General features: G+C 66.5%; 12 protein-coding genes and 1 pseudogene. 5 read left to right on the forward strand and 8 right to left on the reverse strand.

From position 1 onward, the window contains the following. Window positions 1-137: 137 nt before the first annotated feature. Window positions 138-734, forward strand: coding sequence for a recombination mediator RecR (gene recR / locus PcP3B5_RS11870; protein WP_009619440.1), 597 nt, complete (start codon window positions 138-140; stop codon window positions 732-734). Window positions 735-839: 105 nt separating this feature from the next. Continuing rightward, window positions 840-1988, forward strand: coding sequence for an acyl-CoA dehydrogenase family protein (locus PcP3B5_RS11875; RefSeq protein WP_061561336.1), 1149 nt, complete (start codon window positions 840-842; stop codon window positions 1986-1988). Between the two features lie 848 nt (window positions 1989-2836). Here the strand turns inward: PcP3B5_RS11875 and PcP3B5_RS11880 are convergent. Together PcP3B5_RS11880 and PcP3B5_RS11885 are read right to left on the reverse strand one after the other, a co-directional pair. Continuing rightward, window positions 2837-3721: an SDR family NAD(P)-dependent oxidoreductase gene (locus PcP3B5_RS11880; RefSeq protein ID WP_043266653.1), complete on the reverse strand. Its 885-nt coding sequence runs from the start codon at window positions 3719-3721 to the stop codon at window positions 2837-2839. Then, window positions 3718-5302, reverse strand: a pseudogene (locus tag PcP3B5_RS11885) (flavin-containing monooxygenase). Before PcP3B5_RS11885 ends, PcP3B5_RS11880 begins: the two are co-directional and overlap by 4 nt. Before the next feature lie 78 nt (window positions 5303-5380). Here PcP3B5_RS11885 and PcP3B5_RS11890 point away from each other — a divergent pair. After that, on the forward strand, window positions 5381-6070 hold the full coding sequence (locus tag PcP3B5_RS11890) for a TetR family transcriptional regulator (protein WP_043266649.1): 690 nt from the start codon (window positions 5381-5383) through the stop codon (window positions 6068-6070). Between the two features lie 695 nt (window positions 6071-6765). Here PcP3B5_RS11890 and PcP3B5_RS11895 read toward each other — a convergent pair. Continuing rightward, complete coding sequence (locus PcP3B5_RS11895) at window positions 6766-7596, reverse strand: metal-dependent hydrolase (protein ID WP_043266648.1); 831 nt, start codon at window positions 7594-7596, stop codon at window positions 6766-6768. 423 nt (window positions 7597-8019) lie between these two features. Beyond that, window positions 8020-8949, reverse strand: a complete 930-nt coding sequence (locus PcP3B5_RS11900; RefSeq protein WP_009619446.1) for a LysR family transcriptional regulator — start codon at window positions 8947-8949, stop codon at window positions 8020-8022. Window positions 8950-9115: 166 nt separating this feature from the next. On the opposite strand from PcP3B5_RS11900, the gene PcP3B5_RS11905 reads away from it, so the two are divergent. Then, on the forward strand, window positions 9116-10324 hold the full coding sequence (locus tag PcP3B5_RS11905; protein ID WP_043266646.1) for an acyl-CoA dehydrogenase: 1209 nt from the start codon (window positions 9116-9118) through the stop codon (window positions 10322-10324). A 526-nt stretch (window positions 10325-10850) separates the two neighbouring features. Here the strand turns inward: PcP3B5_RS11905 and PcP3B5_RS11910 are convergent. Further along, complete coding sequence (locus PcP3B5_RS11910; protein ID WP_061561337.1) at window positions 10851-12965, reverse strand: putative bifunctional diguanylate cyclase/phosphodiesterase; 2115 nt, start codon at window positions 12963-12965, stop codon at window positions 10851-10853. A 34-nt stretch (window positions 12966-12999) separates the two neighbouring features. Continuing rightward, window positions 13000-13170, reverse strand: coding sequence for a hypothetical protein (locus PcP3B5_RS31810; RefSeq protein ID WP_156060048.1), 171 nt, complete (start codon window positions 13168-13170; stop codon window positions 13000-13002). Window positions 13171-13390: 220 nt separating this feature from the next. Here PcP3B5_RS31810 and PcP3B5_RS11915 point away from each other — a divergent pair, with 220 nt between their 5' ends. Continuing rightward, window positions 13391-13738, forward strand: coding sequence for a helix-turn-helix domain-containing protein (locus tag PcP3B5_RS11915; RefSeq protein ID WP_009619450.1), 348 nt, complete (start codon window positions 13391-13393; stop codon window positions 13736-13738). A 38-nt stretch (window positions 13739-13776) separates the two neighbouring features. On the opposite strand, the gene PcP3B5_RS11920 is transcribed toward PcP3B5_RS11915, so the two are convergent. After that, entirely contained in the window at window positions 13777-13962 is a 186-nt protein-coding gene (locus tag PcP3B5_RS11920) for a hypothetical protein (protein ID WP_009619452.1), read from the reverse strand. Beyond that, window positions 13931-14971: a TerC family protein gene (locus PcP3B5_RS11925; protein ID WP_009619453.1), complete on the reverse strand. Its 1041-nt coding sequence runs from the start codon at window positions 14969-14971 to the stop codon at window positions 13931-13933. The genes PcP3B5_RS11920 and PcP3B5_RS11925 overlap by 32 nt, the downstream gene beginning before the upstream one ends. Between the last annotated feature and the right edge of the window lie 19 nt (window positions 14972-14990).

Raw genomic sequence — 14990 nt, forward strand, 5'->3', positions numbered from 1 at the left:
GGAAGCTGGAGGCCAGAAGCAAAAGCCGCAGGCTCTTCCAGCTTCCAGCTTCCAGCTTCCAGCTTCCAGCTTCCAGCTTCCAGCTTCCAGCTTCCAGCTTTTAGCCCTTCTTCCACCCCTTGCAGTCAGATACTTCCATGAGCTTCAGCCCGCTGATCCGCCAACTCATCGACGCCCTGCGCATTCTCCCCGGGGTGGGGCAGAAGAGCGCCCAGCGCATGGCGCTGCAGTTGCTGGAGCGTGACCGCACGGGCGGGCTGCGCCTGGCCCAGGCGCTGACCCAGGCCATGGAAGGGGTAGGGCACTGCAAGCAGTGCCGCACGTTGAGCGAGGAGGAGCTGTGCCCGCAGTGCGCCGACCCGCGCCGCGACGACTCGCTGCTGTGCGTGGTGGAAGGCCCGCTGGACGTGTTCGCGGTGGAGCAGACCGGCTATCGCGGGCGCTTCTTCGTGCTCAAGGGCCACCTCTCGCCGCTGGACGGCCTGGGCCCGGAGGCCATCGGCATTCCCGAGCTGGAAGCGCGGATCAAGGCCGGCAACTTCGCCGAGATCATCCTCGCCACCAACCCCACGGTGGAAGGCGAGGCCACCGCCCACTACATCGCCCAGCTGCTGGCCGGCAGCGGCCTGGTGCTCAGCCGCATCGCCCACGGCGTGCCCCTGGGCGGCGAACTGGAGCTGGTGGACGGCGGCACCCTGGCCCACGCCCTGGCCGGGCGCCGGCCGATCGTCTAGTCCAGAGGCATCGGGCCGAAACGGCCCAGGCGATGGCGCAAGTCTCGCCTTGAAAACCAAGCAAGCGCTCGGTAAGTTTTCAGGCAACCCGCCTGGAGGCCCGCCATGTCCGCATTCACCGAATACTTCGACGACAGCCACCGCCTGGTCCGCGACTCGGTGCGGCGTTTCGTCGAGCGGGAAATCCTCCCGCACATCGCCGATTGGGAAGAAGCCGAGGAGTTCCCCCGCGAGCTCTACCGCAAGGCCGGCGAGGCCGGCATCCTCGGCATCGGCTACCCCGAAGCCTACGGCGGCAGCCACGAGGGCGACCTGTTCGCCAAGCTGGCGGCCAGCGAGGAACTGATGCGCAGCGGTTCCGGCGGCCTGGTGGCCGGCCTGGGCTCGCTGGACATCGGCCTGCCGCCGCTGCTCAAGTGGGGCCGCGCGGAACTGCGCGAACGCATCGTGCCGCAGGTGCTGGCCGGCAAGAAGATCATGGCCCTGGCGGTCACCGAGCCCTCCGGCGGCTCCGACGTGGCCAGCCTGAAGACCCGCGCCGTGCGCGACGGCGACCACTACCGCGTGACCGGCAGCAAGACCTTCATCACCAGCGGCGTGCGCGCCGACTACTACACGGTGGCGGTGCGCACCGGCGGCGAGGGCTACGGCGGCGTCAGCCTGCTGCTGGTGGAGAAGGGTACGCCCGGCTTCACGGTGGGCCGCAAGCTGAAGAAGATGGGCTGGTGGGCCTCGGACACCGCCGAGCTGTTCTTCGACGACTGCAAGGTGCCGGTGGAAAACCTGATCGGCATGCAGAACATGGGCTTCGCCTGCATCATGGCCAACTTCCAGAGCGAGCGCCTGGCCCTGGCCACCATGGCCAACATGACCGCCCAGCTGGCCCTGGAGGAAGCCCTGAAATGGGGCGCCGAGCGCGAAGCCTTCGGCAAGCCCATCGGCAAGTTCCAGGTGCTCAAGCACCGCCTGGCGGAGATGGCCACCCAGGTGGAAGTCTCCCGCGAGTTCACCTACCGCCAGGCGGCGAAGATGGCCGTTGGGCAGAGCGTGGTGAAGGAAATCTCCATGGCCAAGAACTTCGCCACCGATGTCGCGGATCGGGTGGTCTATGACGCGGTGCAGCTGCTGGGTGGCATGGGGTATATGCGCGAGAGCCTGGTGGAGCGCCTGTACCGCGACAACCGCATCCTTTCCATCGGCGGCGGGACGCGGGAGATCATGAACGAGATCATCGCCAAGCAGATGGGGCTTTGAGGGGGCGGGCTGTTTGTAGGAGCGAGCTTGCTCGCGAACCCATGGAGTTACCTGGCTGCGCTGGTGTATGGCCGGACCTCGTTCCCTCTCCCTAACCCTCTCCCTGAAGGGAGAGGGGACCGTTCGGAGCGCTTGGGTATCCCTGAGTCAGCCGGCAACTCCGATGGTTTCCGGTTGAAACCATTCCTTCTCTCGGCACGGACTGCCCCCTCTCCCTTCAGGGAGAGGGCTGGGGAGAGGGAGCGGAGTCAATCCCAAACACCGCAGCCGCCGGGAAACGCCATTGTTCGCGAGCAAGCTCGCTCCTACGAAAAGCCAAAACGCATTCGCTTTGGCTTTTGCTCTTGATACTTCCAGAGAAACATCCGCGCACTCCGAAACGCCCCTTCAGCAGGCCGAACGAAACCGGCGCTCAGGAGGTCATGCGACATGGATGTCGCGAGAGCCCCGATGGGCTACAGGGACGTACCCTCGGGGCGGGCCTCCGTGGCGGGGGAATTCGTGAGGGTAGCCCGACTCTGTCGGGCCCGTATGGCGGGGCAAGCCTTTTTGGTTCCTTTTGTGGCGATTGACAAAAGGGACTCGCCCGAGGGGGCGAAACAAGACGGTCGGGCAGACTCGGTGCGGCGCAGAAATACCCAAGCCAAGGCAACTGGGTTATTCCCCTTCGGGCCAGCGCAAGTATTGTTCGCGGCAATGACGAGCTTAAGGCCGGAGTGGGGCAAGCCTCGCGAGCCAAGCCATAACCCCAAATGAAAAATACCGTTTCCCCCAGGCAGAGAAACGGCATCCTTTCTTAAGTGAACAGCATTACGCTCCAAGAAGCGGGCTTCCCCTTTCACTACTCCCTACTTGGCCTCATACCCCTCCGTCCGCGCCTTGCCCTTGGGCGCAAAACGCGCCGCCAGACGCATGCTGACGGTAACCACCTTCTGGTACCACACCGGCAACACCCGCAGCATCACATCGATGGCATGGGCATCCGCGCCGATGAGGATGCGCCGTGCGTCGCGCTCCACGCCGCGGATGATCACCTGGGCCGCCTTGTCCGGGGTGGTGCGCAGCAGCTGGTCGTTGAACTGCTGGCGCGCGGCGTTGGCGTTCTGCCCGGTGACCTTGGCCAGGCTGTCGTTCATCCGCGCGGTCCGGGCGATGTTGGTCTTGATCCCGCCGGGGTGCACGCAACTGGCCGAGACCGCGCCGCCTTCCATGTCCAGCTCCTGGCGCAGCGATTCGGTGAAGCCGCGCACGGCGAACTTGGTGGCGTTGTAGGCGCTCATGCCCGGCTGCGAGAACAGCCCGAACACGCTGGAGACGTTGACGACGTGCCCCTCGCCGCTGGCCTTGATGTGCGGCAGGAAGGCCTTGGTGCCGTAGACCACGCCCCAGAAGTTGATGTTGGTGATCCACTCGTACTCTTCGTACTCGCTGCCTTCCACGGTGCCGGCATGGGCCACCCCGGCGTTGTTGAACACCAGGTTGACCTTGCCGTGCTCGGCCACCACCTTGTCGGCCCAGGCGTGGACCTGCTCGCGCTCGGCGACGTTGACCACCTCGGTGGAGATGCGCACGCCGTAGGAGGCCAGGGCTTGGCGGGTTTCCTCCAGCCCCGCGGCGTTGACGTCGGCCAGCGCCAGGTGGCAGCCGCGCGAGGCCAGCTCGCGGGCCAGGGCGCGGCCGATGCCGGAACCGGCGCCGGTGATGGCGGCGACTTTGTTCTCGAAGGACTTCATGCCGGGACCTCCTCGGCGCGGGGTTGCTGGGTGACTGCGGTTTCCTCGAACGGCCTGGCCTTCAGATGATAGGCGGCGGCGTCGAAACTGCGGGTGAGCAGGCGGAAGCGCCAGGTGAAGCCCGGCCACAGGGTGCAGTTGCGCCCGCTCACCGGGTGCAGGTACCAGCTCTTGCAGCCGCCGGTGTTCCACACGCTATGGTTGAGCCCGCGCTGCAGCTTGAGGTTCCAGCGCTGTTGCTCGTCTTCCTTGACCTCCAGGCTGAGCAGCTCGCGGCGCTGCATCAGCTTCAGCGCGCCGAGCACGTAGGCGATCTGCGACTCGATCATGTAGACCATGGAGTTGTGGCCCAGGCCGGTGTTCGGGCCCATCAGGAAGAACAGGTTGGGGAAGCCGCGGGTGACGGTGCCCTTGTAGGCCTCCGGGCCCTGCGGCCAGGTATCCAGCAGGTCCACGCCGCCGCGGCCGAACACGGTGCCGCGGGGGATGGGGTCGTTGGCGGTGAAGCCGGTGCCGAAGATGATCGCGTCCACCTCGCGCTCCTGGCCGTCGGCGGTGACGATGCTGTGCTCGCGGATCTCGCGGATGCCGTCGGTGATCACCGAGGCGTTCGGCGCGGCCAGCGCCGGGTAGTAGTTCGGCGACATCAGGATGCGCTTGCAGCCGATGGTGTAGTCCGGGGTCAGCTTGCGGCGCAGTTCCGGGTCCTTGACCTGCTGGTGAATGTAGCGCACCGCCAGCTTGCCGATCATCTTCATCGCCCAGGGCGCGAAGGTGAAGCCCAGCACGCGGCCTTCGAGCATGCTGTAGAGCGCGCCGCGCCAGAGCTTCTGCACCAGCGGGAAGTGCTTGAAGCGCGCCCGTTCCTTGTCGCTGATGGCGCGGTCGGGCTTGGGCAGGATCCACGGCGCGGTGCGCTGGTAGAGGTCCAGGCTGGCCACCAGCGGCTGGATTTCCGGAACGAACTGGATGGCCGAGGCGCCGGTGCCGATCACCGCCACGCGCTTGCCCTTCAGGTCGTAGTCGTGGTCCCAGTGCTGCGAGTGGAAGGCGTGGCCCTTGAAGCTGTCCAGGCCCTTGAGGTCGGGGATCGAGGGGATCGACAGGGCGCCCATGCCGGAGACCACCGCCTGGGCGGTGTAGTGGTTGCCGGCGGCGTCGCGCAGGTGCCAGAGGTCGCGCGCCTCGTCCCACTCCAGGCGCTGGATCTCGGTATTCAGCAGGGTGCGGCCTTCCAGGCGGTATTTCTTCCAGCAGTTCTCCAGGTAGCCGCGGATTTCCGGCTGGCGGGCGAACATGCGCGTCCATTCCGGGTTCGGCTCGAAGGAGAAGGAGTAGACGTGGGACTGCACGTCGCAGGCGCAGCCGGGGTAGTTGTTGACCCGCCAGGTGCCGCCGACGCCGGCGTCCTTCTCGAACAGCAGGAAGTCGTCCTCGCCCTCCTGGCTGAGGCGGATGGCCATGCCCAGGCCGGAGAAACCGGTGCCGATGATGGCCACCTTGCAGTGTCTGACCGCGGCAGTCTTAGGTTGAGTTCCCATTTACCTGGCTCCTGTTATGCTTGTGTGCAGGCGTATACAACTGTCTACGTGGTGCCAATGTAGACATCTGTATACTTCGCGGGCAACCAATCTTTAGGGTGGGCGAGGTGGGGCAAGGATGAGTCTGGAACCGGACGCGGTAACACAACGCCAGGATGCACCGGGCAAGCGCCTGCTGATGGAGGCGGCGCTGCGCCTGGCCTCCAGCCGGCGCAGCCTGAGCAGCATCGGCCTGCGCGAGCTGGCCCGCGAGGCCGGGCTGAACCCCAACACCTTCTACCGCCACTTCGCCGACGTCGACGACCTGGGCCTGGCGATCATCCGCGACATCGCCACCCAGCTGCGCCAGCCGCTGCGCGAACTGCGCCGCGAAGCGGCCGGGCGCGCGCCGGCGGCGGGCAGCGCGGCGGCCACCCCGCTGGGCCTGGACTTCGCCCGCGGCCAGCGGGTGTGCGAGGAGACGGTGCGGCTGTTCTTCGATTTCGTCGAACGCCACCCCGAGGCCTTCATCATCGGCGTGCGCGAGCTGCACGGCCCCTCGGTGGCATTGCGCGAAGCGCTGGGCCAGGTGATGGACGACTTCGGCGCCGACATGGCCGAGGACATCGCCCTGTTCCGCCTGCTGCCGGAGGTGCCGGCGCAGGAGGTGGCGCAGCTGTCGAGGCTGATCAGCCGGCAGCTGTTCCAGCTGTCGCTGGATTACCTGGAATTGCCGGAAGGGCAACGGGGCGAGGTCCGCGCACTGGCGGAGCGGCAGGTGCTGCTGCTGTTCACCGGGGCGGCGGTGTTGCAGGCGTTGGGGTTGTAGGAGCGTTCCTGTCGTGCAGGGTGCGGAACCCGACTCTGCTCCCTCACCCTAACCCTCTCCCAGAGGGAGAGGGGACCGTTCGGTGTGCTTGGTTGTCATGGCGTTAGCCGGCGACCGCAGAGGTTTCCGGCGCAATGCATTGCTCATCTCGGCACGGACGGCTCCCTCTCTCTCCCAGAGGGAGAGGGGACCGTTCGGTGTGCTTGGCTGTCATGGCGTTAGCCGGCGGCCGCAGAGGTTTCCGGCGCAATGCATTGCTCATCTCGGCACGGACGGCTCCCTCTCTCTCCCAGAGGGAGAGGGGACCGTTCGGTGTGCTTGGCTGTCATGGCGTTAGCCGGCGGCCGCAGAGGTTTCCGGCGCAATGCATTGCTCATCCCGGCACGGACGGCCCCCTCTCTCTCCCAGAGAGAGAGGGGGCCGTTCGGTGTGCTTGGCTGTCATGGCGTTAGCCGGCGGCCGCAGAGGTTTCCGGTGCAATGCATTGCTCATCCCGGCACGGACGGCTCCCTCTCCCTCTGGGAGAGGGCTGGGGTGAGGGAACGCGGTTGTTCCGAGATCCGTCCTCACAGGGAGAGTAGGGAGAGTCTGTTCGCGAGCAAGCTCGCTCCTACGAGAAGCCGTGCTGCACCTGTAGGAGCGCGCCCTGCGCGCGATTCGCGGGCAGGGCCCACTCCTACAGGTGAGGGGGCGGCTCAACCAGCGAAGTCGAGCTTGTCCTTCCAGTACTTCTCCAGCGTCTTGGTGTCGTGGTCGAAGGGGTGGAAGCCGGGGCGGAAGTAGTCCAGCCAGGGCAGCACGAGCTGGGTGAAGTAGCCGTTGCGCAGGCCGAACAGGGTGACCAGGCCGTGCTTCCAGCTGCGCCAGTTGAACAGCTGGCGGTCGCGGCGCAGCAGGTGGATCTGGAAGCCGCCGATCACGCCGAGGAAGATCACGGTGGTCAGCAGCATCACCGCGGTGCGGGTGAAGTAGCCGCCGTAGACCTGCTGGTAGACGTCGTAGGCCACCGCCTTGTGCTCGTTCTCCTCGATGGCGTGCCACATCCACAGCTTGTACATCTTCGGCGAGCGCATCTGCGTGCTCAGGTCCTCGCGGCGCAGCAGGCGCTCGGCCATGGTCGCGGTGAAGTGCTCCAGGGCGCAGGTGATGGCCAGGTCCTGCTTCTTGGTGGTGACCTTGCTGACCGCGCCGAGCAGGTGCTTGATGCGCAGCTCCAGGCGTTCCAGGTCGATGCCGTGTTCCTCGGCGTATTCGTTGTAGGCCGCGTGTTCCTTGGAGTGCATGGCCTCCTGGCCGATGAAGGCGGACACGTCCTTCTGCAGCTGCGGGTCCTGGATGCGGTCGCGCACGGCGCGCACGCTGTCGACGAAGAACTTCTCGCCATAGGGGAACAGCGAGGACAGGTTGTTCATGAAGTGCGACATGAAGGGCTGATCGTCCCACCAGTACTTCGGCGTCTCGGTGAAGCTGAAATCCATGCGCCGGACGGGGAAGTGGGCGCGGAGCGGTTCGGTCTGGGCGTTCATGGGCGACTCCTTGTTGTTGTTCGACGAGCCCCGGCGGCGGCATGGGCAGGCAGTGGCGCCGGCGGGACGGAGGGCCTGACACGGTGAATGTGTCATTGGTTGATGTAATTGTTGGAAGGATTGTCGGACAAGGGAGAGGTCCGATCCGGCCATGGAAGGGTTATTTGCGGCCAAGGAGGGGCCGGCCCGACCTTGGATAGGGGGGAAGGGGGCGCGGCTGTAGGAGCGAGCTTGCTCGCGAACGGTGTTTACCGGCGGCTACGGTATATCGGGTTGACACCGTCCCTCTCCCCAGCCCTCGGCTGCGCGCCCCGCCCTGAAGGGAGAGGGGGTCGTTCGGTGTCTGTGGGGAGAATGGAGTCAGCCGGCGACCCTGGTCATTCCGGCGAATGCGGGAACTTCGCGGACAGCCCCCGCGGCAGGTCAGCCTTGCTGCGCTTCCCGCGCCTCGCGGGCGGTGACCTGCTGGCACAGCTCGATCAGCTGCTCGCGCATCCAGCGGTTGGCCGGGTCCTGGTCGGTGCTTTCGTGCCAGTACAGGTGGGTTTCCAGCTTGGGCACGTCGCTCACCGGCAGGTCCACGTAGTGCAGGTTGTGGTGGCGGGCGAAGCGCTCGGGCACCGTCACCGCCATGTCGGTCTGTTGCACCACGTTGGAGGCCATCAGGTAGTGCTGCGAGCGCAGGGCGATCTTGCGCTGCAGGCCCATCTTGCCCAGCGACAGGTCGATATAGCCCAGGCCGCTGCGGCGGCTGGAGATCTGGATGTGCGTCAGCGACAGGTACTCCTCCAGGCTCAGCTTCGGCCTGGCCAGCGGGTGGCCGTGGCGCATGGCGCAGACGTAGCGGTCCTCCATCAGCTTGACGTGGCGCACCTGCGGGTCGGTGTTCAGCGGCGCGTCCACGGCGAAGTCCAGGCGCCCGGCGGCCAGTTCCTTGGTGGTCTCGCGGCGCTTGGAGAGGAAGCTCTCGATGTGCACGTTGGGCGCCTGGCGGCGCAGGCGCTGGAACAGCGGCGGCAGGATGATGGCCTCGGTGAGGTCGGTCATGCTGATGCGGTAGGTCTTGCTCGCCTGCTGTGGGGTGAAGGTGCGGCTTTCCTGCACCGATACGCGCAGCAGCTGCAGGGCGTTGCGCACCGGGCCGATGATGTTCTGCGCCATGGGCGTGGGCACCATGCCCTGGGCGGTGCGCACGAACAGCGGGTCGTTGAAGGTCTCGCGCAGGCGGGCGAGGGCGTTGGACACCGCGGGTTGGGTGATGCCGACGATCTGTCCGGCGCGGGTGAGGTTGGCTTCGGTGTAGATGGCATCGAAGACGATGAACAGATTCAGGTCGACCTTGTTCAGGTTCATCCCGTGGCTCCGCTTGTCATTGTTGTGGCCGGATCATACCCGGGATGGCGGACCATCATGCGGGTTATGAATGTTCATTGATTCGGATAATAGGCTAGGTAAATCGTGCTGCCTGTTCTAGCATCTTCCTCGACACAAGACAAACCCCTGCCAGAAGGTAGCCCCCATGGATTTCGCCTATTCCGCCAAGGTCCAGGACCTGCGTGAGCGCGTCACCGCGTTCATGGAAGCTTATGTATATCCCGCCGAGAGCGTCTTCGAGCAACAGGTAGCCGAAGGCGACCGCTGGCAGCCGACCCAGGTCATGGAGGACCTCAAGGCCCGCGCCAAGGCCGAGGGCCTGTGGAACCTGTTCCTGCCCGAGTCCGAATACGGCGCCGGCCTGACCAACATGGAGTACGCCCCGCTGGCGGAGATCATGGGCCGCTCGCTGATCGGCGCCGAGCCGTTCAACTGCTCGGCCCCGGATACCGGCAACATGGAGACCCTCGTCCGCTACGGCAGCGAGGAACAGAAGCGCACCTGGCTGGAACCGCTGCTGCGCGGCGAAATCCGCTCCGCCTTCGCCATGACCGAGCCTGGCGTGGCTTCCTCCGACGCCACCAACATGCAGGCCAACGCCGTGCGCGACGGTGACGAGTGGGTCATCAACGGCCGCAAGTGGTGGACTTCCGGCGCCTGCGACCCGCGCTGCAAGGTGATGATCTTCATGGGCCTGACCAACCCGGACGCGCCGCGCCACCAGCAGCACTCGATGATCCTGGTGCCCAGCGACGCCCCCGGGGTGAAGATCCTCCGCCCGCTGCCGGTGTTCGGCTACGACGACGCGCCCCACGGCCACGCCGAGGTGCTCTTCGAGAACGTCCGCGTGCCCTACGAGAACGTGCTGCTGGGCGAGGGTCGCGGCTTCGAGATCGCCCAGGGCCGCCTCGGCCCGGGCCGCATCCACCACTGCATGCGCTCCATCGGCATGGCCGAGCGCGCCCTGGAACTGATGTGCAAGCGCGCCACCAGCCGCACCGCCTTCGGCAAGCCGCTGGCGCGCCTGGGCGGCAACATCGACCACATCGCCAACTCGCGCATCGAGATCAACCAGGCCCGCCTGCTGACCCTCAACGCCGCGTACATGATGGACACCGTGGGCAACAAGATCGCCCAGAGCGAGATCGCCCAGATCAAGGTGGTGGCGCCCAACGTCGCCCTGCAGGTGATCGACCGCGCCATCCAGATCCACGGCGGCGCCGGCGTCTCCAACGACTTCCCGCTGGCCTACTGGTACTCCATGCAGCGCACCCTGCGCCTGGCCGACGGCCCGGACGAAGTGCACCGCATGGCCGTCGGCAAGTACGAGATCGGCAAGTACATGGGCAAGTGAGTGCTGGTTGGTAGTTGAGGCCCGGTGAGGGTCACGGGAACGCCGTTTCTCCGAAAGGGAAACGGCGTTTTTGTGTGTGGGTCGCATTCGGGCGGTTTTTTTGTAGGAGCGAGCTTGCTCGCGAATGGGGTTTCCCGGTGGCTGCGGTGTATCGGGTTGACTCCGCTCCCTCACCCCAGCCCTCTCCCGAAGGGAGAGGGGGCCGTTCGGAGTGGGCGGTGAGTCCGGCGTCATCCTGAAACGTAGGGCGTATAACCGTTCGCGGTTATACGCCGCAGCCTAACGGGGTTTCCCCGGTGGCTTAGGTGCTGGGGTTGAGAGCGCCCTCTCCCCAACCCTCGGCTGCGCGCCCCGCCCTGAAGGGAGAGGGTGCTGTCCTGAGTGGCTTGGAGGTCAGGCACCATCCTTCCCCCTCGTCATTCCCGCGAACGCGGGACGCGGCTCCATCGCGAACAGCGCTTGCGCTGGCCCGAAGGGGAATAACCCAGTGACTGCCCGGTTCGCGAGCAAGCTCGGTCCTACAGAATCACCCCGCCACCTGCCTCGCCTTCAGCCAGGCCGCGAACCCTTCGGCCGGTAGCGGTGGGGACAGCAGGTAGCCCTGGGCCACCCTGTAGCCCTGGGCTTCGAGGATGCGCAGTTGCTCGGGGTTCTCGATGCCTTCGGCGACCACCGTCATGCCCAGGCTGCGGCCGATGTTCAGCACGGCGTCGCTGAGGGTGCGGCTGGTGCTGTTGCTCTCCAGGTCGCGGACGAAGCTGCGGTCCAGCTTCAGTTCCTGCACCGGCAGGCGGTTCAGCCGGGCCAGGCTGGAGTAGCCGGTGCCGAAGTCGTCCAGGGCCAGGCGGATGCCCAGTTCGTGCAGCTGGTCGAGCACGCCCAGGGTGTCGCTGTCGGCTTCCATCAGCGCGCTTTCGGTGATTTCCAGGGTCAGGTCGGTGCCGTGCAGGCCGTGCTCTTCCAGGGTGCGCAGCACCGCGACGGGCAGTTGCGGGTCCTGGAAGTCGCCGGCGGACAGGTTGACCGATATCTCCGGCACCTGCAGGCCCGCGTGGCGCCACTCGGCCAGTTGCCGGCAGGCTTCGCGCAGCACCCAGCGACCCAGTTCGATGCTCAGCCCGCATTCCTCGGAGAGGGGAATGAAGCGCTCCGGGGAGATGTTGCCCAGCTGCGGGTGGTGCCAGCGGGCCAGGACCTCGGCGCCGCGCAGGCGGCCCGCGCGGATGTCCACCAGCGGCTGGTAGTTCAGGTGCAGGCGCTGCCTGGCGAGGGCTTCGCGCAGGGCGCTCTCCAGCGCCACGCGTTCCTGCGCCAGGCGCTCCAGTTCCTCGCTGAAGAACACCTGGCCGCCACGGCTCTTGCCTTTGCCCTTGGCCTGGTTCATCGCCATCGCCGCGTGGCGCAGCAGGCTCTGGAAGTCCTCGCCATCCTCCGGGAACAGGCTGATGCCGATGCTCGCCGAGGGGTTGTGGGGCGCGCCGGCGACGCGCCAGGGCGCGTCGAGGGCGGCCTTCAGGCGGGCGAGGTGGACGCCGGCCGCCGCGCGGTCGCAGGCCGGCAGCAGGACGACGAATTCGTCGTTGGCCTGGCGCCCGACGTGGTCCTCGTCGCGGCAGGCCTGGCGCAGGCGCCGGGCGATGGTGCGCAGCAGCTCGTCGCCGGAGGGGCGGCCGAAGGAGTCGTTGATCTGGCGGAAGCGGTCCAGGCCGATGTACAGCACCGCCAGGCCCTGCCGGCGCGCGGCGGCGCCGGCCAGTTCGGCGCTGGCCAGGTTCTGCAGCAGGTGGCGGTTGGGCAGGCCGGTGAGGTCGTCGTAGTAGGCGAGCTGGTGGATGCGCGTGCGCGCCTGGTCGCGCTCCAGCACCAGCGCGCAGAGGTGCGTGCAGATGTCCAGCAGGCATTGTTGCGTCGCGCAGGGCGCCTGTTCCCCCCGGCCGTAGCAGACGAAGCTGCCGATCAGCTGGCCGGTGCTGGAGCGGATCGGCGTGATGCTGCAGCTGCGCAGCTCCGGTGGCAGCAGGTGGCGGTAGGCGGACCACAGCGGATGGCGCTCGACCTCGCCGGCCCAGGCGCCCTCGCTGCCCGGGCCGTCGCCCAGGGGCAGGCCGTCCAGGGCCTGCAGGTAGGCGGGCGGCAGGCTCGGCCCGGCCAGCGGGTGCAGGCGGCCTGCGTTGACGCGCAGGACCGAGGCGCTGGTCCGCGGCAGCAGCCGTTCGATCTCCAGGCAGGCCGCTTCCATCAGGTGTTCCGGCGGCTCGTCGCGGGCCATGCCTTCGAGCAGGCGGTCCAGCAGCACTTCGTGGATTTTCGACTGGGTGATCTCGGTGAGCGCCAGCAACTGCAGGTCGGGCTCGCCCGTGGCGCGGTTCAGCCCGGTGCTGGCGATGCCGCACCAGATGCGCCGGCCGTCATGGCAGCGCACCAGGGCTTCCACGCGGTCGTTGGCCGCCGGCCGCGCGTCCACCAGCTCGTCGAACGGGCGGCCCACCAGGCTTTCCGGGGCATGGCCGAGCAGCCGGCCGAAGGCGCGGTTGCAGTACAGCAGGCGCTGCCCGTCGTCGTTGATGCAAAGAGCGGTCTCGGCATGCTCCAGGGCTTCGGAGAGCATCCGGGGGAGGTCGGGAATACTGCGGATCGGCATGCTTGCACTCCGGCCTGGTGGTCGAGGAACGGGGCTAGAGCTTGAAGCGCAGCACCATGTCGTTGAGCTCCACCGCCACGCGGTTCAGCGACTGGATCTGCTGGTCGCTGCTGCGGGCGCTGTTCCAGCCGGTGAGGATCGAAAGCAGGAGGGCGGCGGCCAGGACGATGAGCATTCCCGTGCGTATTTTCAGCTTGGACAACATTGCGGACTTCCTTTCGTGGCAAACCACCATCGGACCGGCTGCGCCATGGGGGCGAAGTGATGGCAATCAGCCCTATCCTGTTCCCCCGTGAAAAGGAAAGTCAATTAGTCAATGATCTATTAAGAAACATTTATAGACGTCATGCGTCCTTCAGCCGCACGCAAGCTCCCCTGAAAATGGCTTGAGGCGTTATATCGGATGATGTATGAGGTCAATTCGCATGAAAGGTCGGAGCGTGGTCCATGAAGTCGGCGCAGCCATCGCCAACCGCCGCAGGGCCAAGGGGCTGACGCAGGCACAGATAGCAGAGGGGATAGGGGTGGAGAAGGAAACCATCAGCCGCATGGAGAACGGTGTGATATCGCCGACCTTGCAGCGCCTGGGACAGATCGCGGAAATCCTCGAATGCCCGCTGAGCGACCTTTTCCGCAAGGATTCGATCGACGTCGCCGAGCAGGCCGAGGCCATCGGCGACCTGCTTCAGGGGTTGGCGGAGAGCGAGCGGGCGCTGGTGGTGAACCTGATCGGCGAGATCGTCAAGGTGCTCAAGGGCCGGCGCAGCCACTAGCGCCGCTGCGAGCGCCCCGCCGGCGGCGGGCGGGGGGCTCAGGTGCGTTCGTTGGGTTCGTCTTCGCCGCGCTGCTGCCACCACTGGCGGCGCACATGCAACTGGGCGGCGAAGGCGCGGGCCAGGGATTCCTGGGAAAAGCGCAGGCCGCGGCGGCCCAGGCGCACCAGCCACCAGGGCCGGCCCTGGACTTCAATGGCCTCGATCTTCACCTCGTCCTGCATGCAGGGTCTCCCGGCTGACGATTTCCAGCTCCTGCTCGCCTGCCTTGCGCGTCTTGAGCAGTGACAGCAGTATGCCACCAGCGAGCAGGCCGAAGGTTACCCCAAGCGAGAGCACGGCGGGAACCTTGCCGATGAAGCCGTGGGCGAAGATCTTCGCGCCGATGAACACCAGCACCAGGGCCAGGGCGTACTTCAGGTAGACGAAGCGGTGGATCATCGCCGCCAGCGAGAAGTACAGGGCGCGCAGGCCGAGGATGGCGAAGATGTTCGAGGTGTAGACGATGAACGGGTCCTTGGTGATGGCGAAGATCGCCGGCACGCTGTCCACCGCGAACACCACGTCGGCCAGCTCGATCAGGATCAGCGCCAGGAACAGCGGGGTGGCGAAGCGCACCAGCTTGCCGCTGGCGTCCGGCTTGCGCACGAAGAAGTGGTGCTCGTGGAGCTGCTCGGTGACGCGGATGTGCTTGCGCAAAAAGCGCAGCACCGGGTTGTTGGCCAGGTCGGGCTCTTCCTCGTGCCTGGCGAAGAGCATCTTCACCCCGCTGAACAGCAGGAAGGCGCCGAACACGTACATGATCCACTCGAACTCGCTGACCAGGGCGGCGCCCAGGCCGATCATGATGGCGCGCATGACGATGGCGCCGAGGATGCCCCAGAACAACACCTGGTGCTGGTAGCGGCGGGGGATGCCGAAGAAGCCGAAGATCATCGCCATGACGAACACGTTGTCCATCGACAGCGATTGCTCCACCAGGAAGCCGGTGTAGTACTCCATGGCGCTGGTGGCGCCGAACTCGTACCAGACGAAACCGCCGAAGGCCAGGCCGCAGCTGAAGTAGCCGGCCGAAAGCAGCAGGCTCTCGCGCACGCCGATCTCGTGGTGGTCGCGCTGCAGCACGCCCAGGTCGAGGAACAGGAGGAGGATGACGATGGCCAGGAACAGCAGCCAGAACCAGGCGGCGGTGCCGAGGAAGGGGGTGTTGAGGAAATCCAATAGGGGTGCCATGCGGGCCCTCTCTTGCTGT

Origin of the sequence: Pseudomonas citronellolis (assembly GCF_001586155.1) — a bacterium.
GTDB classification, from domain to species: Bacteria; Pseudomonadota; Gammaproteobacteria; order Pseudomonadales; family Pseudomonadaceae; genus Pseudomonas; species Pseudomonas citronellolis.